At 46.0% G+C, this 23,152-nt stretch carries 20 protein-coding genes, 1 tRNA gene, 1 pseudogene and 1 riboswitch; of the genes and pseudogenes, 10 read left to right on the top strand and 12 right to left on the bottom strand.

All coding sequences use genetic code 11. The features are described 5' to 3' along the window. Positions 1–7 precede the first annotated feature (7 nt). From AC4G47_RS20090 to AC4G47_RS20105, 4 genes are all read right to left on the bottom strand, one after another. Entirely contained in the window at positions 8–883 is an 876-nt protein-coding gene (locus tag AC4G47_RS20090) for a carbohydrate ABC transporter permease (RefSeq protein WP_413775777.1), read from the bottom strand. A 15-nt stretch (positions 884–898) separates the two neighbouring features. Next, complete coding sequence (locus tag AC4G47_RS20095; RefSeq protein ID WP_062833683.1) at positions 899–1,780, bottom strand: carbohydrate ABC transporter permease; 882 nt, start codon at positions 1,778–1,780, stop codon at positions 899–901. A gap of 185 nt (positions 1,781–1,965) precedes the next feature. After that, complete coding sequence (locus tag AC4G47_RS20100) at positions 1,966–3,279, bottom strand: extracellular solute-binding protein (protein ID WP_491102337.1); 1,314 nt, start codon at positions 3,277–3,279, stop codon at positions 1,966–1,968. Between the two features lie 262 nt (positions 3,280–3,541). Then, positions 3,542–5,626 (bottom strand): acyltransferase family protein, encoded by a 2,085-nt coding sequence (locus tag AC4G47_RS20105; RefSeq protein ID WP_491102338.1) that lies wholly within the window; start codon positions 5,624–5,626, stop codon positions 3,542–3,544. A gap of 718 nt (positions 5,627–6,344) precedes the next feature. Between AC4G47_RS20105 and catA the strand changes: the two genes are divergently transcribed. Continuing rightward, positions 6,345–6,992 carry a type A chloramphenicol O-acetyltransferase gene (gene catA / locus AC4G47_RS20110; protein WP_491102339.1) on the top strand — a complete coding sequence of 216 codons (648 nt, stop codon included), beginning with the start codon at positions 6,345–6,347 and terminating at the stop codon, positions 6,990–6,992. Positions 6,993–7,074: 82 nt separating this feature from the next. Here catA and AC4G47_RS20115 read toward each other — a convergent pair whose 3' ends face one another. Then, the gene (locus tag AC4G47_RS20115; protein WP_491106748.1) at positions 7,075–9,726 is read right to left on the bottom strand and encodes an adenosylcobalamin-dependent ribonucleoside-diphosphate reductase; all 2,652 of its coding nucleotides are present in this window, start codon (positions 9,724–9,726) and stop codon (positions 7,075–7,077) included. Between the two features lie 385 nt (positions 9,727–10,111). On the opposite strand from AC4G47_RS20115, the gene AC4G47_RS20120 reads away from it, so the two are divergent. The 3 genes from AC4G47_RS20120 to AC4G47_RS20130 all read left to right on the top strand — a co-directional run bounded on the left by AC4G47_RS20120 (position 10,112) and on the right by AC4G47_RS20130 (position 14,229). Continuing rightward, positions 10,112–11,872 carry a DEAD/DEAH box helicase gene (locus AC4G47_RS20120; protein ID WP_491102340.1) on the top strand — a complete coding sequence of 587 codons (1,761 nt, stop codon included), beginning with the start codon at positions 10,112–10,114 and terminating at the stop codon, positions 11,870–11,872. Between the two features lie 3 nt (positions 11,873–11,875). Continuing rightward, positions 11,876–13,069, top strand: coding sequence for a YqhG family protein (locus AC4G47_RS20125; protein WP_491102341.1), 1,194 nt, complete (start codon positions 11,876–11,878; stop codon positions 13,067–13,069). Positions 13,070–13,221: 152 nt separating this feature from the next. Then, positions 13,222–14,229, top strand: a complete 1,008-nt coding sequence (locus AC4G47_RS20130) for a hypothetical protein (RefSeq protein ID WP_491102342.1) — start codon at positions 13,222–13,224, stop codon at positions 14,227–14,229. Between the two features lie 73 nt (positions 14,230–14,302). Here the strand turns inward: AC4G47_RS20130 and AC4G47_RS20135 are convergent, their stop codons facing one another. Next, positions 14,303–14,530, bottom strand: coding sequence for a YqzE family protein (locus tag AC4G47_RS20135; RefSeq protein WP_491102343.1), 228 nt, complete (start codon positions 14,528–14,530; stop codon positions 14,303–14,305). Between the two features lie 193 nt (positions 14,531–14,723). Here AC4G47_RS20135 and AC4G47_RS20140 point away from each other — a divergent pair, with 193 nt between their 5' ends. Beyond that, a complete protein-coding gene (locus tag AC4G47_RS20140) occupies positions 14,724–15,509 on the top strand; it encodes an N-acetylmuramoyl-L-alanine amidase (protein ID WP_491102344.1) in 786 nt (261 codons plus the stop codon). On the opposite strand, the gene AC4G47_RS20145 is transcribed toward AC4G47_RS20140, so the two are convergent. Further along, complete coding sequence (locus tag AC4G47_RS20145; RefSeq protein ID WP_491102345.1) at positions 15,484–16,419, bottom strand: divergent polysaccharide deacetylase family protein; 936 nt, start codon at positions 16,417–16,419, stop codon at positions 15,484–15,486. The genes AC4G47_RS20140 and AC4G47_RS20145 overlap by 26 nt on opposite strands. 601 nt (positions 16,420–17,020) lie before the next feature. On the opposite strand from AC4G47_RS20145, the gene AC4G47_RS20150 reads away from it, so the two are divergent. From AC4G47_RS20150 to AC4G47_RS20165, 4 genes and pseudogenes are all read left to right on the top strand, one after another. Continuing rightward, the gene (locus AC4G47_RS20150) at positions 17,021–17,791 is read left to right on the top strand and encodes an alpha/beta fold hydrolase (RefSeq protein WP_491102346.1); all 771 of its coding nucleotides are present in this window, start codon (positions 17,021–17,023) and stop codon (positions 17,789–17,791) included. A 233-nt stretch (positions 17,792–18,024) separates the two neighbouring features. Next, positions 18,025–18,315: a hypothetical protein gene (locus AC4G47_RS20155; protein WP_491102347.1), complete on the top strand. Its 291-nt coding sequence runs from the start codon at positions 18,025–18,027 to the stop codon at positions 18,313–18,315. Between the two features lie 606 nt (positions 18,316–18,921). Continuing rightward, positions 18,922–19,248: pseudogene (locus tag AC4G47_RS20160) on the top strand (glucuronoxylanase); the annotation flags it as partial. Continuing rightward, complete coding sequence (locus AC4G47_RS20165; protein ID WP_491106749.1) at positions 19,244–19,447, top strand: carbohydrate-binding protein; 204 nt, start codon at positions 19,244–19,246, stop codon at positions 19,445–19,447. The pseudogene AC4G47_RS20160 and the gene AC4G47_RS20165, both read left to right, overlap by 5 nt. Positions 19,448–19,615: 168 nt before the next feature. On the opposite strand, the gene AC4G47_RS20170 is transcribed toward AC4G47_RS20165, so the two are convergent. Next, positions 19,616–19,699: transfer RNA gene (locus tag AC4G47_RS20170), tRNA-Leu, on the bottom strand. 174 nt (positions 19,700–19,873) lie between these two features. Further along, the gene (pelA, locus tag AC4G47_RS20175) at positions 19,874–20,827 is read right to left on the bottom strand and encodes a pectate lyase (protein WP_491102348.1); all 954 of its coding nucleotides are present in this window, start codon (positions 20,825–20,827) and stop codon (positions 19,874–19,876) included. Positions 20,828–21,254: 427 nt separating this feature from the next. Beyond that, a riboswitch (cyclic di-AMP (ydaO/yuaA leader) is annotated at positions 21,255–21,386 on the top strand. Between the two features lie 5 nt (positions 21,387–21,391). Here pelA and AC4G47_RS20180 point away from each other — a divergent pair. After that, positions 21,392–21,856, top strand: a complete 465-nt coding sequence (locus tag AC4G47_RS20180; protein ID WP_062833670.1) for a C40 family peptidase — start codon at positions 21,392–21,394, stop codon at positions 21,854–21,856. 97 nt (positions 21,857–21,953) lie between these two features. Here the strand turns inward: AC4G47_RS20180 and AC4G47_RS20185 are convergent, their stop codons facing one another. The 3 genes from AC4G47_RS20185 to AC4G47_RS20195 form a co-directional block, all read right to left on the bottom strand. Beyond that, on the bottom strand, positions 21,954–22,283 hold the full coding sequence (locus tag AC4G47_RS20185; protein ID WP_017689352.1) for a carboxymuconolactone decarboxylase family protein: 330 nt from the start codon (positions 22,281–22,283) through the stop codon (positions 21,954–21,956). A gap of 135 nt (positions 22,284–22,418) precedes the next feature. Further along, positions 22,419–22,637, bottom strand: a complete 219-nt coding sequence (locus AC4G47_RS20190) for a hypothetical protein (protein ID WP_491102349.1) — start codon at positions 22,635–22,637, stop codon at positions 22,419–22,421. Positions 22,638–22,757: 120 nt separating this feature from the next. Continuing rightward, the gene (locus tag AC4G47_RS20195) at positions 22,758–23,087 is read right to left on the bottom strand and encodes a hypothetical protein (protein ID WP_024629266.1); all 330 of its coding nucleotides are present in this window, start codon (positions 23,085–23,087) and stop codon (positions 22,758–22,760) included. Positions 23,088–23,152 lie beyond the last annotated feature (65 nt).

Consider the following 23,152-nt stretch of genomic DNA (forward strand, 5'->3'; position numbering starts at 1 on the left):
CTTTCGCTTAGCCTTTGACAGCTCCTGCTGTCATGCCTTTCATAACCTGTTCCTGGAATATAAGATACAGAATAATGGTTGGAATGACCGACAGGGTCATGGCAGCAAGCGTTAATCCGTAATCCGTCTGATATCCATCCGCAAAGTTCGCAATCGCCAGCGGTAACGTTTTCAATCCGGTTTTGTTGATGAACACAAGCGCAAATGAAAAGTCATTCCACGCATGCAGGAAACTCAGGATCGTCACCGTGGACAACGCAGGGACGGACATCGGCAGCATAATTCGGGTAAACAGTCCCCACAGGCCTGTTCCATCAATAAAAGCCGCCTCTTCAATGTCACGTGGAACACTTGTCAGATAAGCTGTAAGCACGAAAATAGCCGTAGGTAATGCAAAGGCCGTGTACGGTAAGATTAATGCCCAGTACGTATTCAGCAATGACATTTGTTTCATCAGAATGAATAAAGGGACAAGTGTACTATGAATCGGAATGAGCATGCCTACGACAAAGAAGGTCATGATTAACCCTTTCCAGCGAAACTGGAAGCGGGCCAGGATGAATGAAGCCAGCGCTGCAATAAACAGCGTCAGAATTAATGATCCGACGGATACAATGAGTGAATTGCCAAAAGCAGTCCCTAGCTTGGAGCTTTCCCATGCATTGCTGAAATTGGCTACGTTCCAGTTTTCCGGCAAACCGAAGGGCCTGCTATAGAAATCTTCATTCGTTTTGAACGCACTAATCACGAGCCAGTAGAACGGATACAATGTTAAAATACCATAGACCGTCAGCAGCGTCCAAACAATTCCGCTGCGAAGACGTCGAATCGGATGACCCGAGCCACTTCGTGGTGATGGCATGGATACAGGTGTCACGCGCATTATAGCTCCCCCTCTCTAATGGTTCTCTTTTCGTTTGCGACTGGTTACCCACTGGCTTGTTCCGATCAGAAGTAACGAGATCAGTACGATGGTCGTCGAGATGGCACTTCCGAAGCCATAACGGTATGTGGTAAAAGTGGAATTGTACATATACGTAGCGAGTAGTTCTGTGGCATGTGCCGGACCACCCTTGGTCATGATGTAGACCAGATCGAATGATTTGAGGCTACCAGAAATACATAGAATGATTGCAACCTGAACTGTTCCCCAGATCATGGGTAAAGAGACCGATACCAGCTTCCGGATTCCTGAAGCACCGTCTATTTTGGCAGCATCATGAATCTCGCCAGGAATATTTTGCAGCGCTGAGATAAAGATGATCAGATACAATCCAACAAAGCTCCACAGCAGCGGCGGTACCAATGAGAAAATTGCAATCTTGTCATCGGAGAGCCATTGCAGCTTCCAACTCTCCAGCCCCAGTGCATCCAGTAGAAAGTTCAATATCCCGATCTGTGGATGATAGATATACTGCCAGATCATTCCGATAACGACAGTGGATAACACCATCGGCAGAAATACCGCTGAACGGAGAAACCGCTGCAATGGATTGCTTTTGTGTAATATGACCGCCAACATCAGCGCTAACGGAATTTGTCCAAATACAGATGCCAGCACGAAGATAACGTTATTTTTCAGTGCCCGCCAAAATACAGGATCATGCCAGATCTCAATGTAATTATCCACACCAATATATTTGGATGCCCCAATGCCAGACCAGTTAAAGAAACCATAGTACGCTGACCACACGACCGGTACAAATACAAACAATGCATAAATGATGACTGCCGGGGCCAGCCCCAGCATAATAAAACGCCGACTTCGCAGTGCGTTCATCTGTTCACTTCCCCTCCTTGAATGCCTTTCCAAACTTGCAACTGATCTATCTCTGCCATCCTTAAAACCCCTCCCCTGCCGGGAAGGGGTTCTACGGATAACCAGCTAATATGTGATGTGATGAGTTCATTAGTTCTTCATCGTCAAGTTGTACGATCACAATCGCTGTCTAGTTTGAAGAATCGTTACTGACTGGTAGCATTGGCTTGAGCCGCCTGAATCTTAGCTGCAATGTCTTCGGCCTTGCCGCCCATAAGCAACTCTTGCAACGCATTATTAATAACCTCAACCGTTGCCGATCCCAGCTTGGAATCGTATACCGGCGTGATCTTCACTTCCTGCATCAGATCATATAATTCAACGAACAATGGATGCGCCTTGGTTTTATCCAGATCAATTTTGTAACTCACCAATGTACTGCTATCCAATGTGGCCTTCTGACCGTCAGGCCCTGCCAGGGCGTAGAACAACTCCATCGCTGCCTCTTTTTGGGCACCGCTTAGCTTCTTACTTACACCCAACCCGGTTCCCACAACACCGGATGTGGTTCTTGGTTCACCCTGACCTCCGTCCACTGGAGGAAGTATCGTAATATGCGTGTTGTTCAACACCTCTTCAGGTGCATTGTTCACCAGATTTGCCAAGGCCCATCCGCCGTTCATAACCATCGCTGCCTTACCTTGGAAATAAAGCTGCATCATCTGCGTCTCATCGATACTGTTGAATCCATCCTGGAATGCTTTGGTGTTACCTAGCTCCTGCATCTTGTTCAGGGCTTCAATAAATGGTGGATCGGTAAAGCTTGCACCATCTTGTGCTGCCGCTTTCAGGAACCAGTCTGTACCGGTAATCCGGTCAGCCAGTGTACTGAATATCGTTGATTGAGCTACCCAGTTGGCCTTGTTGCCAAGTGCCATGGGAATGACTTTATTTTGATTAAATGTAGCAATTGCCTGTTCCAATTCCGCCCACGTCTCAGGCACTTTCACGTTGAACTGTTTGAAAAGAGCCTCATTGTAGTAAATAAAGGAACTTGGCGCCAGATTCATGGGCACGGAGTAGATATTTCCGTCCACAGTGTATCCATCCAGTGCATTCGGAATAAAGTTGTCTTTCCACTCCGGCTTCGCGTCCAGCTCTGCATTAATGGGCTGTAACAGGTCACCTTTCACAAATTCCTTGGTCATGGCATCCGGCCACATCACGAATAGGTCTGGCATCTCGTTGGCAGCTGCCACCGTGCGAAGCCGGGTTTTGAGACCATCTGTTGGCAAGCCTTCATCCACAACTTCAATATCTGGATGCGCCGCCCGAAAATCTTCAATAATTTGGCGCATCGCAACTGCCTTCGCATCCTGTCCGGTCCAGTTGTGCCAGAGTGTGACGGTTACTTTGTCATTGCCACTGCCTCCTTCTGAAGTGTCCCCGCCAGCACAGCCAGCAAGAATAATGGAGAACAACGCTATTGCCAGGAAACCCGAAAGCCATTTTTTCAACATCTCTATAATCCCCCTCGGCGATTTGAATACACTTATTGTAAATGGTAACGCTATCATACCGTAAGGTGACGATCCACGGATGCAGGGGTGAAAAATATCGGTTACCCTCTTCCGAGCCATACTTTGCTGAACCATTGTTAACAACATACAAGAAAGAGCTCTCATCATGAGAGCTCTTTCTTGTACCCGCCACTGGTAGCTTAACCCAAGCTATATATTAGGAATGAATAAGTGCTAAATCTTATTACATATGGATTGAATATTATTTGATACTGTTTTTCACCAGTTCTGCAAAAGCTTCCGATCCTTGCGTAGTAAGATGTACACCATCTTTTTCAAAATATTCGTCATGTCCTTCACTTGCACTATTCCAGTCAATCAACGAGACATTGCTATAGCTGGATGCTGCCTCATTCAATGCCCTGTTAACCGTTCGTTCCCATGGGCGAGGTACACGCACAGTAACCAAATATACCTGATCCTCATCCTTTAGGTAATCAAGCACAGCATTCAAGTTTTTGGAGTTAAATGAACCATTCGTCCCAAGCTCCAGCACCACTTTGCTGCCCATTTGGTTGTTTCGCTTCAAGCCTTCCAATACATCAGCTGCCTGCCACATCTGACGGCCGACATGTCCGTCCACGTACACTCCTGATATACTTTGTTCCAGATACGGTTTTGCATCCAAAATCACCGAATCTCCAATGATGGAATAATGAACTTTGCCATCTTGGGCAGGAGGCGCTGTTTCTTCATTTTCCTGAGATGCATCAGGTGTATCATCCGTACCATCGGATGGTTTCGCTTCAGCGTCGCCCGCAGCATCATTCTCGGAAGTCACGGAGTCATCAGCCGGCTTATCTTCAGACTGATCATCCTTGCCAGTATCCACTGAAGTATCCTGATCGCCTGGTATGGAGTCTGGGGCAGCCTCTCCTGTCGGCTTCTCATTTTTATCCGGCTCATGCTTGGGGCCAGGTTCCGGTTGATGACGATGAGAATCGTTCGTTTGACCTGAGCCTGACGTTGCTGTTGTAGCTGGCACAACATCCTGTCCCTGTTCCTCCGCTACGGAATTCTCTCCATTCAATATATTGGACATCGACACTGCATGGGAGTCCGAATTTGCTGCATGCGAGACCATCATCTGAGATACCGTATAGGTTAGAAGCAGAATCGTCATCAATAGACCCGCCCGCTTCCACCATACGTTTCGTATGCTGATTGATGCTCGTCCTCTTCCCCATAACCGGGACCAAGAATCACGGAATCCATTGTACCGAATCGGATTTTCAATATATTTCAGGGACAATGAAGCGAGTACAACCGTTGCAGCAACCTGTAAAATAATTCGCACAGGATGCGCTCCTCCCGTATCCACCGCGGGACTGGTTAGTATAATAACGGGATAATGCCACAGATATAATCCATAGGATCGCTCTCCGATCCAGCGTAGTGGCTTCGCTCCAATGATGCGGGCCAGGGAAGACGAGGGATGCGCTAGCACCGCTACCAGCAACGTCGTTGCAATGGCCTGAAGCACCATTCCTCCTTGATACAGAAACGGATCATATTCACTGCTATTCAGCATCATATAGATCAACCATGCAAGTGCAGCGAGTCCTGACACGTCGAGCACAAGTCGGTTCATGCCAGGCAGAGAGTTCGACAGCTTGCGACTAGGCCACACCACAGCAAGAGCAGCACCTGCTAACAGGGCAAATGCCCGCGTGTCTGTTCCATAATATACACGGCTCGGGTCTAGATCGGGATTATACATGATGGCCATTGCCCCAGCAGACAATTCAGCTGCAACGACAATAAAGACGACCAGCCATCCCTTTCTCTTAAACACTACGATTGCTGCGATCAGCAGAAGAGGCCATATGAGATAAAATTGCTCTTCCACAGCCAGGGACCAGAAATGTCCAAACGGTGATGGCGGGCCAAAACTTTCGAAATAGGAAACGTTGTGAAAGATATACCACCAATTGCTTATGTATAATACGCCTGATACGATATCGCCACGAAGCGCAGCGAGCCGGGATGGATCTGTGCAGACCAGCCAGATCATCACTACAGCTGTCATGGTCAACATGCCTGGAAGCAGGCGTCTTACACGCCTTACCCAGAAATCACCGAGGGAAATTCGTCCATGCTCCTGCCACTGTGACACGAGAATATCTGTAATTAAGTATCCTGAGAGAACAAAGAATATACCTACACCGAGCAGTCCGCCCGGAATAAAATCCAAATTCAGATGATACGCGATTACCGCAAGTACAGCGATGGCTCGCAAGCCATCCAGTCCGTTCATATGTCGTTTGTTATTAGACGATTGTGACATGCATGCCCCTCCTTGTTACTGTGAGTCAACAACATCGGTGTTTGGGGCAAAAAGGAACTCCTGATCGTTCTGGTTGTCATTAACATACGTATTGCACCTTCCATCTTTCATCTACAACATAAGAAAAGCTTCTGATCGAAGCACGATCCGATGATGCTACATTCTTGGGTTATTTTATTTTTAATGAAGACGTACTGCCTGTCCATTAAGTTCTAATCATTACGATATTCTTTATATTCATCGTGGGTTCACGTTTAGCATTATACGCCCGAAATAAGCCTTATCATTTACAGGAATAGTTACGAACCATTAAACCGATGTAACCTTTCCTGCCAGCTCATACAGCTGTAAAATCATACTCTAATTTTGTCGTTAAATATAGTACTTTTCATCGAGTGGCTAAAATTACCTGACCCGCTTGCGCAAACCAGCATACCCACGCACACGTCCATTGAAACAATTGAATTCATAGCAAAAGGCTGCCGACTTGCTCAGCAGCCACTATCCATTATAAACCTATGTCATACCTGATTGAAAGTTTTGCTCATAATTGCTTCTTCTTGCCTAGGACCCTAGAGGTGGAACAATGAGTCTCATGTTATAATGAGATGATCAATGTCTAAAAATACGATACTGGGAATGTGATAGGATATGGTTAAATCAGTGAAATACACCTCCTAGATGAAGGAATCATTCAAATTTAGGAGGTTATAACGATATGTTCAATGCAATTGTGTTAGATCAGTGGGACCGAAAACCATACTTCGAGCATTACTTGCATCAGGTCAGATGTACCTACAGTGTAACTGCTAATCTGGATATCACTCTATTAATTGCTGAACTTAAGCTTAAAGGCATGAAGTTCTATCCTGCTCTTATTCATATGATCTCTACGATCGTCAATGCACACAGAGAATTCCGAACCTGTTTTGATGCTGAGGGAAGATTGGGCTATTGGGACGAGATGTCTCCGAGCTATACCATATTTCACGAGGATGACAAGAGTTTCTCGACGATGTGGACAGCGTTCCATGAAGATTTCAAAACGTTCCATAGTCGTTATCTGGAAGATATGAAGAATTACAAAGATCACAAACAATTTGTTGCCAAACCCAATGAACCACCGAATACATTTCCCGTTTCCAGTATTCCCTGGGTGAACTTTACGGCATTTAATCTCAATATCTACAATGAGGGGACCTACCTGTTGCCCATTTTCACAATGGGGAAATATGTTCAACAAAACGATAAAGTCTATCTTCCCTTGTCCGTTCAGCTACATCACGCCGTGTGTGACGGCTATCACGCTGGCATACTATTTAACGAATTGCAAGTACTTGCAGATCGCTGCCATGAATGGTGTTAGTTAGCTAAATGACGAAAAGGCATTCCTGACTTCATGATGGAGTCATGGAATGCCTTTTCTCTTTCATTTTTTCAAATACAATTTAATTACACTTACTATATCCACAGTTACTGCATGTTTTGCATCCTTCCACATTCATCAGAGATGCCGAGCCGCATGAAGGACATAAATCTCTCGATTCACTAAAAGTTTTCTGATCCTCGTCTGCTTCGCCCTTCGGATGTTGATTTCGAACCTCCACCTTAGGATAGGCGTCCCCCATTTGGTTCTGTTCTTTTAATGTTCCAGTTACGTTCTCCTGCACATTGCTCTGTATATGACTTTCCAATGCTTTGGCAACCGCATCTGCAATGGACTCCACACGATTGGCTCCAAATCCAATTGCTCCCGAACCGCCGATTCCCTTAAGATGTTTAATCAGAAGTTGAACCTTGTGCCCATGATCTCCGTATCGCAGGAACAGGGAGCATACCCGACCGAGTGCCTCAGCCATGGCGAACACATCCGATCCCGCTTTGCCCACGTTCAGGAAGATCTCACCTGGTGTTCCCTCCAAATCATTGATTGTGATGTAGGCCATACCGAATGGCGTATTGATTTTGTATGTTGCACCTCGCAGTACCTGCGGACGGCTTCTATATTGTTTGTCGAGCACTGTAGCAGAGGAATGGCTTTCTTCAGGCGTTCCAACACCTGCCTGCACTTCCGCATTATTCGTCAATTCACTAACCGATACATCAGGAGGTGTCTCCAAGTTAGTATTTAATGGCGAGTCTACATGTTCGGACTTGGCACTGTCCTTTTTCGAAGTGGACAACACCTGCACATCCCTGCTGCCATCGCGGTATATCGTTACTCCCTTGCAGCCCAGGTCGAAGGCCAGTTCGTACAGCTCAGCCGTATCCTCCACCGTAAAATCAGCCGGACAATTGGCCGTCTTCGAGATCGAACTATCCACCCATTGCTGAATTGCAGCCTGCACCCGGATGTGATTCTCAGCTGAGAGATCCATCGCCGTCACATAATAGTCCGGCAAAGCTTCACCCGGATGCTCATCCAGCCAATCTTGTGCAATCGGTACGAACTGTTCATCATAACCCAGACGGCTTTGACGGAAATACTTGAAGGCGAAATACGGCTCAATGCCTGTCGAGGTGCCCACCATCGTACCTGTACTTCCCGTCGGCGCCTGTGTAATGAGTGTGACATTTCGAATGCCCTGTTTACGAATGGCCTCTCCCACTTCAGGGTAGGTCGCAACCATGTTTTTCATGAATCCACTCTGTAAATAAGGTTCAGCTTCAAAAGCCGGGAAAGCCCCCTTCTCTGCTGCAATCTCTGCCGATGCCAGATAGGCCTCTTTTGCCATGAATCCATACAGTTTATCCAGAAATTCAAGGCATTCCGGGCTGCCATATCGAATACGCAGCTTGATCATCAGCTCTGCCAGTCCCATCGTGCCAAGTCCAACTCGGCGTTCACGTTGTTGATTCAGTCTGTTTTCCTCAAAATGGTAAGGTGTTGCATCGATGACATTGTCCAAAAACCTCGCCGAGATGCGAGTGGTTTCCGCCAGTTCGTCCCATGCCACATCATGATTCGTTTCATCGTAGAATTTGGACAGATTGATCGCTGACAGATTACATACACCCCAGCCAGGCAGGCCCTGTTCCCCGCAAGGATTAGTACAAATGATCGGATTAAAGTACCAGCTATTGGACATCTGGTTATAGTACTCCATGAATACAACACCGGGCTCTGCCGACTTCCATGCTGATTCAATAATGGTATGCCAGATTTCACGCGCCTTCAGCGTATGATAGTGTACCACCGAATGTCCTCCGGCTCTCCACTGCTGCATATCCCCGTTCCACTCGGTATCATAGTCCGGATCGTTCGTATCGGGGAAAACCAGATCCCAATCTCCGTCCTGCTTGACAGCCTCCATAAATGCGTTGCTCACACATACAGAGAGATTGGCATTCGTCACCTGCCCCATGGTTTGTTTTACGGTAATAAAATCAAGCACATCCGGATGCCAGTCATTCATCATCAGCATGAGTGCACCCCTGCGACTTCCGCCCTGTTCAATCAATCCGGTCGTATAACTGAACAAGCCACCCCAGGATACAGAACCGCTGGATGATCCATTAACACCTTTCACCACCGCCCGTCGAGGACGTAAAGAGGACAGATTAATACCTACGCCTCCCCCGCGTGCCATAATTTCGGTCATCTCGGTCAGGGTTCCCATGATGCCACCTCGACTATCCTGCGGAGACGGAATGACATAACAATTGAAGAGAGTCAGCTCATCGCTTGCACCCGCACCCGCAGCAATGCGGCCACCGGGCACTAATTTCCAGTCTTCCAACACGGAGCGGAACTTGGACTCCCACGTTGCCTGCTGGTCCGCTGTGGATTCGACAGAAGCCATCGCTTTGGCAAGACGGTCCCACATCTCTTCCGGTGTTTTTTCTATATTGAGTGTCAATTTCTCTACGTTCGTCTCGATGATCTCTCCACTTCGAGTCCTTACTTGTACAAGCTGACCCTGACGTTCTATAATTTCGCCCACTTCCTTGGTTGGGAACTTGGGATCATCCTTCGTTAATACCAATACAACATCCCCGACCTTGGCATGATTCGAGTCCGCGTCCTTCCAAGCGTATCGGTCCAGAAATATTTTTTCGCTAAGTCCTTCTAATTTGTAAGATCGTTGGCTCGTTTTCATCGTCACGTTCAACCTCCCCGGAATAACAGCTACATGGTTCACTATACGAATAAAATATGATTGAATACTACATATAGTGATATAATTCAAGTATAATACACCATATATTGATTTTCCATGCGACTTTTATCACAGACCTTTTTTTACAGACTCCCCTGCTAGGACAAGCTTCTTCACAGACCCTCATACGCACGCATACGACATCTGTGAATTTTTTGGGACAGAAAAAAACTGGGGATAACAGCGATTGGAAGGTTGTTCTGTCATCGTAGTGTCCATGTAAATAAACTGTAGTTCAACTTATACAGTTATGAACTGCCTCTCATTCGTCCATACTATTACCTACGAATAGAACGTCATCACGTATGGCAGGGGAGGAAGCACCATGAACCGGAAAAACCCGCACCGCACGAATCAACCTGTAGCCGAACTGCCCGTTCCGTTGGAATTCGATCGGAGCTGGATTAATCAATTGGAATCACGACTGGATAAAGGAGGTCCTTGGGGGGATTACCGACTCTTTCAACTTGGTATTCAGGCCGAAGAAACCAACCTGATTCCCAATTTTGACGAGATCCAATGTTTGAAGCATCTACAAGGCCTTACCCCACTCCCTCACCAGATGGACACTGCACGCAGAGTATTATTTGAAATGTCAGGCCGAGCCATTCTCGCCGACGAGGTGGGGCTTGGCAAAACCATTGAAGCCGGTCTCATTCTGAAAGAATATATGGTTCGAGGTCTCGTATCCAAGGTGCTTATTCTCGTGCCTGCCTCACTTGTGTTGCAATGGGTACGAGAGTTGAATTCAAAATTTGGCATCCCTGCTATTGCCCAGAAAAAAGCTTATTCCTGGCAGAATGAAGTGGTTGTTGCTTCCATGGATACAGCCAAACGTGACCCGCATAAAGATATGCTGCTGAATACCGATTACGACATGATCATTATTGACGAGGCGCATAAGCTCAAAAACAAGAAAACAACCAACTATCAATTCATGTTGAAATTGCGCAAAAAGTATTGTCTACTGCTTACAGCTACACCTGTGCAGAACGATATGAGTGAGCTGTTCAATCTGATCAACTTGCTGAAGCCCGGTCAACTGGGGCGGCAGGGTGATTTTGCAACCAACTTTGTCGTCGACAAACGTGTTCCGAAAAATCAGGAACAGCTCAAGAACGAACTATCCAAAGTCATGATCCGTAATCGACGCGGCGAAGGCCCCGTTCAATTTACCAAACGGAACGTCTCCAACGTGAATCTGCAACTATCGCCCGAAGAACAGGCGTTATACGATGGCGTGACTTCCTTTGTTAAGGACCAATACCAGGAAGCTGGCGGCAACCTGAGCAGCATGCTCTCCCTTGTCACATTGCAACGTGAAGTGTGCAGCAGTCGGGATGCTGTATTCGTAACACTCGTTAATCTGTCGAAGAAACTTCCACTGGACTCTCCCCTTCGGGACAAAATATGGGAACTCGTGGCCCATATTAAAGCGATCAAGGAGAATACCAAAGCCGAGAAAACGATGGAACTGGTTCGCAACATGAATGAAAAAGTAATTATCTTCACCGAGTACCGGGCAACGCAGGAGTATCTGCTGAACTATTTCCGCAACAACGGGCTTACGGCTGTCCCCTATCGGGGTGGCATGAATCGGGGCAAAAAAGACTGGATGATGGATCTCTTCCGCGGGCGTGTGCAGGCCATGATTGCAACCGAAGCGGGTGGCGAGGGCATTAATCTGCAATTTTGTCACCATATGATTAACTTCGATCTGCCCTGGAACCCTATGCGGGTGGAACAGCGGATTGGGCGGGTACATCGGCTGGGACAGCAGAATGACGTGAACATTTTCAACCTGTCCACAACCGGAACCATCGAGGAACACATTCTGAATCTGCTGCATGAGAAGATTAATATGTTCGAGATGGTAATCGGCGGACTGGATGTCATACTGGAACGGCTGGAGAAGAAAGAATCTATTGAGAAAAGTTTGTACAAAATCATGCTGGAATCACAAAATGAAGAAGATATTCGTCGCAAAATGGATACTCTCGGACAATCGCTGAACTCCATTCAGCGTGAGGTTGCAGATGAAGGGCCTCCCTTGTCCAGTTTGGATCTTCTCAAAGGGGGTAGCTGACCGATGACCATGTCTCCGCATGAAGTGCAAGCTTATGTTCTCACTTACCTGGAAGCACTCGATTGTCAGATCATGGAGCGATCTCCTGCCCATGTGACGGTCAAACTCTCGCCTGAGGCGGACAAAGCATTGACTAATCGACCTTATTATTGGGGGTTTGTGGAGCGAACCGGAGCACCCGCTGAGACGATGTCCTTTACATTTATATTCGATCCCGACAGCTATCAACAAGCCATGGAAGCCGCAGAAGCCAAAGCTGCACAGGCCGCACCTCAGGTTGCACCTGATTCTGCCGGAACGAATGGTATCACTAACGGGAGTCCCCAAGGTGAGCCACCGAAAGAAACCATTCTGGGCCGATACTTCGGCATTACTCCATCCATGCCACTGCTGGGACCCGGACGAATATTACGTGAGGATGTCGTGTACGGAAGCCGCAGATTACAACAGATTTTTGGCGCAGCCCGTGAAGGCGGCGCCTTCGTGAACCTGTTTGAACAGGCAGCCAAAAGACAATTACGTGCTACAACACCAGCCGTATATGAGCCTTGGCTCGGTGTCTGTTTCAAGGTGGAATTCGCCTGTGACTTGAAACGGGAGGAACTGCATTTTCTTGGCATCTCCCTTCGTTCGGGTGAAATTATAGAGAAGTTCGGGACCAAGCTGAATCGACGCGATCTCAGTCCGAGACTCGCGGAGAACATGCATGTGCAGGCAGCTAAAGTTTCGTTATCCGATGCCGGAGCTGCTTTGGAATCTCATCTGACGAACCGCTTGCTGGAACTTGATTATAGCTGGGCAGAGAAAGCCCAAGAGCGACTTGATCTGGAGCTGGACGTGTTGGACACATACTATGAAGCTGTACTTCGGGAGGATACGCCTGAGGTAGAATCAACGGACAACTTGGCATCAAGCACGGAGAATGTCCAATCTAATCGCACGTCACCTGTACCATTGAAGCCACTTATTGGTATAACTAACGCTGAACCCATTGGAGCCGATGTAGAACTGGCGGCAGAGGCCGCAGTACAGGTCGAATCCGAGACAGATGCCGAGGAAGAGAAAGCAAAACAGGCGGTAATGGACCGCGAGGCCATGAAACTGCAATACGAGACACGCCGAACGGAGATGATCTGGCAATATGAGCCTAAAGTGAAAGTAACTGCCATTAGTAGCGGCATGTTTCACTTGAGATAGACGAAGACACTACTTTTCCTGCAAATGCTGGCAAAAGTAGTGTTTATTCATGATCAGCCGCCCGACAGGTTGCAGCATTCTTTGCATAGCCTGTCCCCTAGAATGAAATTAGAACCGATTAGCTAACGGATACTTGGAAAGAAGGTGTTTAATTGAAACAATTCTTTCATTTAAGGTGGAATAGTGTTCGAAGAACAACATGCATGACCTTGGGCTTGCTCAGTTGTGTTGCCCTATTCTCCTTCTGGTCGATTGCAAATGCAGAAGATAAGGCACTCTCTTCACCAACGCTTGCACGATCAACAGAGTATAGTTCTGAAACTCATAAAGCTCAGAATAATAAGTTAGCTCCCGTTGCAGTACAGCAGTTTGCACAGCAACAAGCAGCTGCACTCGGCACAGCTAATGCCGAATCCAATTGGAAGAACGCCGATCTGGACTTCTACCCTCTTGGCCCTGGCACACATAGCTGGCTCGTACAAGCTGCATTTGAAGGAAAACACATCGGATATATGATTATTACAGCCACAGAACAGGGACAGATGAAGCTTAGTGAATATGGTCAGGGAGAACAGTCACCGTACAGCAGTGAACTTCTTGGACAAGCCTTGAATAGACAACTTGTGAATCTTGATGCGTTACTTGCTAGCGGAGGAGAGCTTCATGCTCGTTATGCTCTTCCTCTGCTGGCGTACTGGAAATTGGATCGACCTAATCAACCTGCACTTTATATTGATGCTACGAACGGAGATTTACTACCATCAGAGTTCTTGAGTCGACTGGAGGCTAACTCCAACCAGATCACAGGCAGCATAACTGATTTATCCACTACTTCACCTTTATCAGTTGATCCACTTCATCTGCGACCCGTCTTCAATCCGGCGGACAATCTGTTGTGGATTACATCCAATCCTGTTGCTGCCAATCGGGCAAAAGATGTGATACAACACGGCGAGAATCAAGAGATTGTCTTCTCAGCGGATAATCGTAACGTCGTATACGGCGGACCTCTCCCCGTTAGCGGTTATCAGCTATGGCATACAGATCAGGAAGAAGAGTCCATTCTATATGTAGCGCTAGGCGGAAAACCATCTATTCAACGCTTTGTCCCATTAAGCACATTGCAACAAGATGGTCAATTTTACATTGCGAAGCCTTGACCACAACAAATAAGACGCCTTCCCATGTTTTAAAAGGGATTGCGTCTTTTGGTTTTATATTAGCGGTATTAGGTTAACGGTAGTCACCCTTGCCCGAAGAACTTTGTTTATGAGACTCTGTGTCCAATTTTTTTTCCTTTTTTCCTACCCACAGGGATACAGCGAATGGAATCATACCGAACCATTTTATTGACCAAGGCTCTTTCTTTTTGGCGCGACTTTTCCGCTCATCCTTCGGTGTATCAATATAATGAACTACTCGCTGCGTAATGTATTTTACCAATTCATCACTTTTGGCCATAACCTCTGCCCCCTTTGCTCCTGCACTTTCGCGGAGCTTACGATAGTTCTAGTGTGTGCAAGATGTGCCGTAGTTAAACATTTTTTTTGAAAGGCGTATGAAAACCCTCAGAATGCACAGTCTAATGCCAAAGGTATCCATACAGTCATTAATCTGCATCCGATACCTATTTCATGAAGGAGTGTGTATTCCCATGTATAAGCTGCTGACCGCTTCGTTAGCCCTGCTGATCAGCTTCCAGTTCCTCCCCATCCTGCCACAGATCGCTCATGGAAAAGCAGCCTATCTTGATTTTGCCATATCTCAAAGTTCAGATCATTCCACTCCGTCTCAGAACAGTCCATCCATGCTGCCAGTGACCGATGGAGATGCTTATCGCTCAAGTCATCATGCCTTTGCGGCACCTGTCATCCTGCTCGACGTGGGCCATGGCGGTGTTGACGGTGGTACATCAGCCCAAGGTGTGCTGGAGAAAGATATTAACCTCGCCATTAGCCAAAAGGTGTATCTCCTACTTCGTAGCAAAGGTTACGCCGTCATCATTAACCGACTTGGTGATTATGCACTTAGTGATGAGAACCGCTGGCTGAACACCCGCTCCCGTCATACCAGAGATCTTGCCCAACGTAAAAGCCTCAGCGAAGAAGTGAGTACAGATATCGTAGTCAGCATCCATGCGAACTGGAGTCCAAGATCCGCTACACACGGTCCAGTGGTACTGCACCAGAAGGAGGGCAGGAGCTATCTGCTGGCCCAATCCATTCAGGATGCGATGAACGAGTTGTGTGGTACTGAGCGTGGAGTTGTGTGGGGCAGGCCCTTCTATATGTTAAATTATGTGAAGCAACCTGCCGTCATCGTCGAAACCGGCTTTTTGAGCAATGCCGAAGATCGAGCCAGAATGAGTGATCCAACAGAGCAAAAACGAATCGCCCAATCCATCGCCAATGGCATTATTTATTTCCTGTCGGTAGTATAGGGGCAGCATCCCAATTCCACACTTCGCGGACCAGATCACCAATCCCTACAAATTCAACCTGACCCTGAAGACGGGAGATCGATTCACGAACCACAGCAGATGTGTTCAACCCCGTATGGCCGACATGACCAATGACGACACATATATTCTTGTCAATCGCACGTTGAGCTGCCAGATCCATTTGCTTGCGAATGTGCTGCTTGGAATTTTGATCATCCAGGAAAATGTCATTACCTACAGGTGGCATATTTTTGGATATCGCGAGTTCACCCACTACAGAGCGAAAATTCGTACGGCTGTCCACAAAGAAGAGGCCTCGTTCCTTGCATACGTCAAGCACAATCGACATGATGCGCCTGTCGGAAGTGATTTTGGAGCCCATATGATTGTTCATGCCAATGGCAAAAGGCACATCCTCAATGGCTTTTTCGACGCGTTTTCGAACTTCCTCATCGGACAGATCCGAGGTGATGGCTCCCGGGCCGAGCCATTCGGGTTTTCCCTTTTGAGGTTCCATCGGCATGTGCACGATGACATCCATTCCCTTCTCGTGGGCCGCCAATGCATCTTTCTTCGTTGTGGGCAAAAAAGGCATGACCGCAACCGTGAGCTTCCCCGGCGCAGCCAGAATTTCGGAAGTCCCTTTCATGTCATTGCCGACGTCATCAATAATAATGGCCATGCGCTTGCGCGGTGCAGATAACTCTGAGATAGAACCTTCCTTACCAGCAGGCTTCTGCACGATCTGCACAGCATTGGTATTTGCAAACAAGTCTGAATGGCTTTCAGCAGTTCCATATGCTCCGGCTGAGCCCTGCAACATCATAAGCAGTGTCATGCCAGCCGCGATCGCTTTTACGGCTATATGTTTTCTTTTTGGCTCCTGTCTGTCTGCTTCTTCCTTTTTCATGGTGTCCCCTCCTTATGTCCGTCTACTCATTGTTTCATATTGGAAGGCTGAATATGTACGCTGGACTCCCTGCCGCTAACGGTAAATAATTGCTTGCACGGGATGTCCATGCTGAGGAAATGCAGCATGTGAAATAAAAACAGGTAATTTGGAAAATATACTTTTTTTATATGGATGATAATGAAGGTAAATGAAGTCGCTTCATTTCAAAAGTAATGTCGTTTGTGCTCCGTTAAATCTCTTGGGGATAACAAACATTATTTCCTTGAATGAAGGGATCCGGTCATACGTACAATAAAGATCGTTAATCCGATACAAATAACCCTTTAAAAGGCGGTGAATTGGCATGCAATGGATGAGACTCCTAAATAATCGAGGAATCGTAATGTCTGTATTGGTTTTAGGGGTTGGATTGACTACCCTCGGGATTACACGACGCCGCAGATTAAGCAACGTTGACTGGCGTCAGATGATGTCTCCTGTTCGAAAAATGTTCTAAAGTACAGCATTTATAAGCGTGAAACAAACCACCGGTATTAAAGTATACCGGTGGTCTCATGATCAAAACATAAACGCAACAATGAAGGATGGTGAGTTCAGAATGTCCCACAGCTTTATAAATGGATATCAAATGCAATATACAGATTGTGGAAAAGGAACAGCGATCATATTCATCCATCCTCCGGTATTGACAAGCCGGAATTTTCAGTATCAGATGCCTCTGTCGGCGGATTTTCGAATTATCACTTTTGACATCCGCGGTCATGGACAAAGCGAACCATCCAGAAAAGAGATTACTTATCCGTTAATCGCCCAGGATATCTGCCAGCTGATGGACCATTTGAAGATTGAAAAAGCATTTTTGTGCGGATACTCAACCGGCGGCGCGGTAGTGCTCGATTTTTTGCTGACATGTCCTGAACGGGCACTCGGCGGCATTGTAATTGGCGGAATGTCAGAAGTCAGTGATCCTAAGTTAAAAAACAAAATATCGAGCGGGCTCCTCTTGTCTCGCATCGGTGCGGTCGGTCCAATTGCGCTTTCTACCTCCTGGGGCCAAGCGAAGCTCAAACTGTCTTTGTTCCGGTCATTGTTTAACGATGCCAAAAAAACAACCCCAAAAAACGCCGAACAATATTATCAATACAGTCTGCACTATAACTGTACGGCACAATTGGGAAATATTCTTCAACCCGTTTTGTTGGTATACGGTGAGAAGGATACGCTGTTCCATCCCTACGCCAATTTACTGAAAGAACGATTGCCTAGGAGCGAGCTGGTTTTTATCAATAATGCCAAACATCAGATCCCAACAAAAGCTGCAGGTACCTTGAACGAACTAATCAAACAGTTTATTTACCACCTCCGATAAGCATGATCCTTATAAAGGATCGCAGGCAATATCCAAATCCTTTTTCCTCCTACACTGTTCACTCTATTTATGTAGATTGTGTCTTGAAAATCTTGGGGTTATCCAAGTTTTTTTTTTGCCAAAAGGACGCAGCTGGGAGAGAAAGCGTTAGGTCGATATTCCCAAGTATTATTCTGTAACGTTAGTAGTAAACTATGCTTCAATATGAATGAAATGGTGGTGAGTTAAATCTCATGCATTTGTCCCCGCGCCTGTATCATCGGTTTGTACGCCCACAATGGTTCACCAATAAATATATCCACGAGCATATCAAAAGCAGTTTCTCCATAGAAAATAAAAGCGTTCTGGATTTTGGCGTAATGAAGCCCGAAGGAACAATGATTGTCATCGAGCCATATTTATGTCCGGAACATAAAATCAACAACTGGTTTATGAATAAGTATGACAACGGTGAGTTTATTCGCAGTGAGGATGAATATCTGCAGCTATTCAAACGTCAGCAGTATGATTTTCTTTTCAGGTGATCAAAAAGTTCAGAAAGTGCTTCCTATACAACGAACTCGTTTTTACAGCGGCACTCCAAGAGAACACGATTCAAGAAAAGACACAAGCGCCTATCTCTATCGCTTCAGAACTAATCATATAGGCCTCAGAACAATCAGCGAAGAATCAAACGCTTGTTGAAGAAGAACCTCAACTTGAATACGACTGACTAGTTGTTCTTTCTCGACTGATGAGTGCCCTCCTTCGGGAGTTTGCTGTTCTCATTGTTTGATTTAGTCGTGAGTTATATGTATGCAAAGGTTTTCCCATCTTAATCTAAAACAGGCGTACAGCGAAAAAAGTCTGCATGCATACAGGCTTTACTCGCGAATCCCTCTAAATTTTGTTGTATATCGGTCACTTTACAGATAAAGGAAAGGCTCTTTCCCCATCCCGAAACTTCCACACCACAACAAGAATACCTCGCGAGAGCATCTCATATCAGGCCGGCCACCACTTGCAGCACATCCATTTGCAGCTTCTGCTTCAACATATCTGCCCAATCTCTGACTGTTGTCAGTTCAATCTCGTAGATTCAGAGATATGGATATTGTTTTCCAATTTTTTTGCCAAAAACATCATGAATCTCAGCCTTTGGCAACGGACAGAATCAGCTTGGCTTTTCCATTCTGAGAATCTATGTCGATGACAATCGGAATAACTGGTACAGAGAAGTAGCCACAGCGAAAAGAGCGATTGAACAAGGTGCATTGGTATTTGCCTCACCGTGGAATCCTCCAAGTGATATGGTTGAGACCTTCAACCGAAACGGAGACACCAACGCCAAACGGCTGAAATACGACAAGTATGCTGCATATACCCAGCATCTTAACGATTTCGTTACCTACATGAAGGATAACGGCGTGAATCTGTATGCCATTTCAGTACAAAACGAGCCGGACTACGCTCATGACTGATGCAGCGATTCAATGGAATAGTATCTATTGCGCCACCACGGGCACCAAAAACGTGAAAATCCGTTATGCCCTGGAGAGCGGGACACGGAACCTCGACGTGTACGTTGTGAACGGAACCAAGTTAATTAGCAATGCTTCCTTCGCGTCGACAGGTGCTTGGTCGACGTGGGGCGAAAAACAATTCAGGTTCCGATGAATGAAGGCACGAACACGTTGAGACTGGTCACGACCGGGACGGAAGGACCGAATATTGATCGTATTCAAGTGTCGGCTCAGTAAACTATCGGACGAGACAACTTGTTTGGGACAATACAAAAAGGTTCCTCGAAGGTATTAGCCTAAGAGGAACCTTTTATTTATTTGATGCGGTCGAGAGGACTCGAACCTCCACGGGGGTTAGCCCACACGGACCTGAACCGTGCGCGTCTGCCAATTCCGCCACGACCGCATATTATATCTCCGTAAGCAATCTCGGCGACAAGAAATAATATATCATGCGGAATCTATCGTGTCAACAGTGAAAATAATAACAATAAAGCCCGAGCCAGACGTCCATGTCTGAGTCGGGCTTTACTTATAGTTACTAGGAATTGACGCAATGAAACCTGCGACTCCTTACTATTTACAGCTTGGAAGGCCAGTTACCGTACCATGCATAACCGCCTCTTCTTTCTTTATCAATATCACTTAGTTTGTATCTAACTACCCCGTCGCGACCAATAAAGATCGGTTTATCCGTTCCCACTTCGTAGAAGCGAGCCCAGATCGGTGCAGCTTTGGAATCAGCGATAATTTTGCTGTCTCCGTTTGCTCTTTCATACTTGTAACCCGTAATCTTCACTTTGTTAAACCACGCCTCGGCTCCTTTAATGGATGCCGTAATTTTGGCGTTAGCAGGTCTGGTTTTCAGGAATTTAACAATCGTTACACTCTCTGCAGCCGTCAGCGATGGTACTTCATAGATTCTTGCGCTTGCCGGTTTAAGGGAACTGGAATCATGTTGTTGTCCCCATGCTGTCAGCTTACCGCCTGAAACGACCTGTGTATTCAGAATCGCTTCTACACCTTTAGCAACTGAGTTCTTACTGCGATTGGCAAGGGCACTGTCGATAAACGAGAAGTCACCTTTACGCGTTGCTACTTCATCCAGCATGTACATGACGTTAATCATGGCATCATCATTATAAGTGATGTGTTTGTGATATCCGGAGCTTTGGTACACTTGCGGCCATCCACCGTTTGAATACTGCATATTAATCAAAAAATTGATTCCTTTAATTGCAGCCGCTGAGTAGCGCGGATCATTCGTCTTTTTGAATTCCTTCGCCAATCTTCTAATCTCTGAGTATGTAGCCTTGTTGTCAATCGTGGACTTCGCCCATTCTCCACTGGTTTGTTTATAATCCTTTCTCCAACCTCCATCTGGCAGCTGGTTCTTCAAAACATCGGAAATACTTGCTGTTGTACCTGATGCATCGGCAGCAGATACCGTTGCTACAGGGAGAACTGCCATTCCAACGGCTGAGAATACCATGGTACATGCTAGAACAAAAGTAACTATTTTTTTTGCTTTCAAAGATAACACTCTCCTATGTTCGTTTTAATAAATCTCCCACTTCTACCTAACTTAAGATTCGAACCCCAAACCTCCTTTATTTGAATTCATCGCACAATAAAATCAAATTCCATCCAATATGTGGATTGGATAAAACGATAATATGCAAAAAATCGATTTTTGTCAATATATGCAACTTAATCAATATAATCTCTTTAATTCTACATAACGGAATAGTTCTTTTAACTCATGACAAACTTATTTATTTGTCCAAAATCACCTTCAACGAATCAATAGTGACGTTTTTGTCATGAATGATACCCAAACTTGATCCCCTCTTTCATATAAAAACCGTAATTCCGATAACATTGGGGTAAAACGAAGGGTTTTAAATGGGTTTGACAATTACGCATTTATGCAATATAGTTTCAAATAGTTACAAAAACTTAATTATTCATTGCCGAGTTTCATGTTTGAAAACGGGGGAACCAATTTGGGTGAATTATTCTTATACATAGGAAATATAGGGAACCTTCTACCGAACCCTTAGCTAACTCCGTAGGCATCGAAGGGAGAACATTTATTTTGAAAAAACTGATTATCTCCATTTTTGGAGCAGCTGTACTATTTACATCCGGGGCAACAAGCACAGAGGCAAGCAGTATTAACTCCGTAGTGAACAACATGACAGGCATACCTTACAAGTGGGGTGGCACGACGCTGGCTGGCTTCGACTGTTCCGGGTTTATGAGATATCTTTTCAACAAATACAGCATTGAATTGCCACGTACTTCGCAGCAGCAAGCCAAGGCAGGTACTCCGGTATCCAAAAGTAACATTCGCACAGGTGATCTGGTGTTCTTCAATACGATGGGCAAAGGCATTTCACATACAGGTGTATATATCGGTGGCGGACAATTCGCTCATGCTTCCAGCAGTAAAGGGGTAAGCATCACCAAGTTGTCGAATCCTTATTTTAATGATCGTTACGTAACAGCACGTCGGGTGACTGGACAGTTTATGTACGATAAAATGTTAGGGAAAATGTAGGTATGATATAGAAAGAGGAGGCTCCGGATCACCCGGAACCTCCTCTTTTGTTTAGCTAGTCATGTATGGACCAATCCTTGTACTACCTTACCTGTATTTAATGCAACGCCTTCTGCACTCGCATTGCGCCTTGAGACAGCGCATGTCCGCCTCCGACAGCTCCAGCAACTGCAACGGTCTCCATGATCTCCTGATCTGTAGCACCCTTCGCACGGGCTTCTTCCACATGATAGAAGGTACATACCTCATTGTTAGCAAATAGGCCAATTCCGAGCGCAATGAGCTGTTTCGTCTTCGCATCAATTACGCCAGGCTGAAAACATTCTCCGGTAAACTCATGATACGACTTCACCACACCTGGCAGCACGTCGCTTAATGCTCCAATCTGATCCTTGTAGGCATGAACTTTATCATTCATCAATGTCATTTGCAGCACATCCTCTCGGCTATAGTTACAGATTTCCTCACTGTACCTATCTTCTCACCCGAGTAAGTCATTTATGCCAAGAAATCATGGTAATTGCAAACAATTAAATGTTCATGTTCTAGCGAAATTATACGGTTACTCACTAAGTAAACTTTGGCGCGGCTCGCTGAACAACTGATATCGGTAATTGCGATCCAGCTTAACAACACGTCGATTCCGACGACGGATAAGTACCTGCTCACCATCCCAGGCAACCACAATCCCGGTTACATCGTTAGTTTCCAGCTCGTCCCTCACTACTCTTACTTTCTCACCTGACAGACGCAGAGCGTCCAGTTCTGAATCACTGATCATGTTCATGGCTCCTATATTCCAAATTTATTTACAAAAAGAGACCTAAAATGAAATGTCATTTAGGTCTCACGTGACTGTATTGGACTGTCATGTCATTCGAAATTATGTCCCGACTGAAAGTTACCGCTGCGCGTGCTCTTTGCTGTCGTTCTTCTCGAACCAAAAATCAAGCACTTTGGCGGACATCACACGTTCTTCAAGGTACTCCACTTGATGCGGTGTAAATTGTTCTTTCCAAGAGAAGGACAACTCTTCGCACAAGCCTACAATCGTCAGTAATTCTGACCAGGCAACATAGCGTTTGTACCAGAAAAATTGAGGATGTTCAATCATATAGGGATAAAGGTCATCGAATTCCGTATGTTTACAATCCAGGGCACGTTCAAAATGAACTTTCGATTCCGCCAGCTTATCAATAAAAAATTGTTCTGTTGCCGGTTGGTTCCCCATGGTGTTGCCTCCTCTCCCTAACATAACCCCATTATAAATGAAATCCGCGGTCATGCAAAGGCATA

It is taken from the genome of Paenibacillus sp. Negev47, assembly GCF_058313655.1.

What these genes read in the sequence shown, in the direction of transcription:
- AC4G47_RS20095 (WP_062833683.1), bottom strand. Translation starts at nt 1,780, where the DNA reads ATGAACGCACTGCGAAGTCGGCGTTTTATTATGCTGGGGCTGGCCCCG.
- AC4G47_RS20145 (WP_491102345.1), bottom strand. Translation starts at nt 16,419, where the DNA reads ATGAAAAAGGAAGAAGCAGACAGACAGGAGCCAAAAAGAAAACATATA.
- AC4G47_RS20100 (WP_491102337.1), bottom strand. Translation starts at nt 3,279, where the DNA reads ATGTTGAAAAAATGGCTTTCGGGTTTCCTGGCAATAGCGTTGTTCTCC.
- AC4G47_RS20120 (WP_491102340.1), top strand. Translation starts at nt 10,112, where the DNA reads ATGAACCGGAAAAACCCGCACCGCACGAATCAACCTGTAGCCGAACTG.
- AC4G47_RS20115 (WP_491106748.1), bottom strand. Translation starts at nt 9,726, where the DNA reads ATGAAAACGAGCCAACGATCTTACAAATTAGAAGGACTTAGCGAAAAA.
- AC4G47_RS20190 (WP_491102349.1), bottom strand. Translation starts at nt 22,637, where the DNA reads ATGATCAGTGATTCAGAACTGGACGCTCTGCGTCTGTCAGGTGAGAAA.
- AC4G47_RS20165 (WP_491106749.1), top strand. Translation starts at nt 19,244, where the DNA reads ATGACTGATGCAGCGATTCAATGGAATAGTATCTATTGCGCCACCACG.
- catA (WP_491102339.1), top strand. Translation starts at nt 6,345, where the DNA reads ATGTTCAATGCAATTGTGTTAGATCAGTGGGACCGAAAACCATACTTC.
- AC4G47_RS20090 (WP_413775777.1), bottom strand. Translation starts at nt 883, where the DNA reads ATGCGCGTGACACCTGTATCCATGCCATCACCACGAAGTGGCTCGGGT.
- AC4G47_RS20150 (WP_491102346.1), top strand. Translation starts at nt 17,021, where the DNA reads ATGTCCCACAGCTTTATAAATGGATATCAAATGCAATATACAGATTGT.
- AC4G47_RS20105 (WP_491102338.1), bottom strand. Translation starts at nt 5,626, where the DNA reads ATGTCACAATCGTCTAATAACAAACGACATATGAACGGACTGGATGGC.
- AC4G47_RS20185 (WP_017689352.1), bottom strand. Translation starts at nt 22,283, where the DNA reads ATGACATTGATGAATGATAAAGTTCATGCCTACAAGGATCAGATTGGA.
- AC4G47_RS20125 (WP_491102341.1), top strand. Translation starts at nt 11,876, where the DNA reads ATGACCATGTCTCCGCATGAAGTGCAAGCTTATGTTCTCACTTACCTG.
- AC4G47_RS20155 (WP_491102347.1), top strand. Translation starts at nt 18,025, where the DNA reads ATGCATTTGTCCCCGCGCCTGTATCATCGGTTTGTACGCCCACAATGG.
- AC4G47_RS20195 (WP_024629266.1), bottom strand. Translation starts at nt 23,087, where the DNA reads ATGGGGAACCAACCGGCAACAGAACAATTTTTTATTGATAAGCTGGCG.
- AC4G47_RS20140 (WP_491102344.1), top strand. Translation starts at nt 14,724, where the DNA reads ATGTATAAGCTGCTGACCGCTTCGTTAGCCCTGCTGATCAGCTTCCAG.
- AC4G47_RS20135 (WP_491102343.1), bottom strand. Translation starts at nt 14,530, where the DNA reads ATGGCCAAAAGTGATGAATTGGTAAAATACATTACGCAGCGAGTAGTT.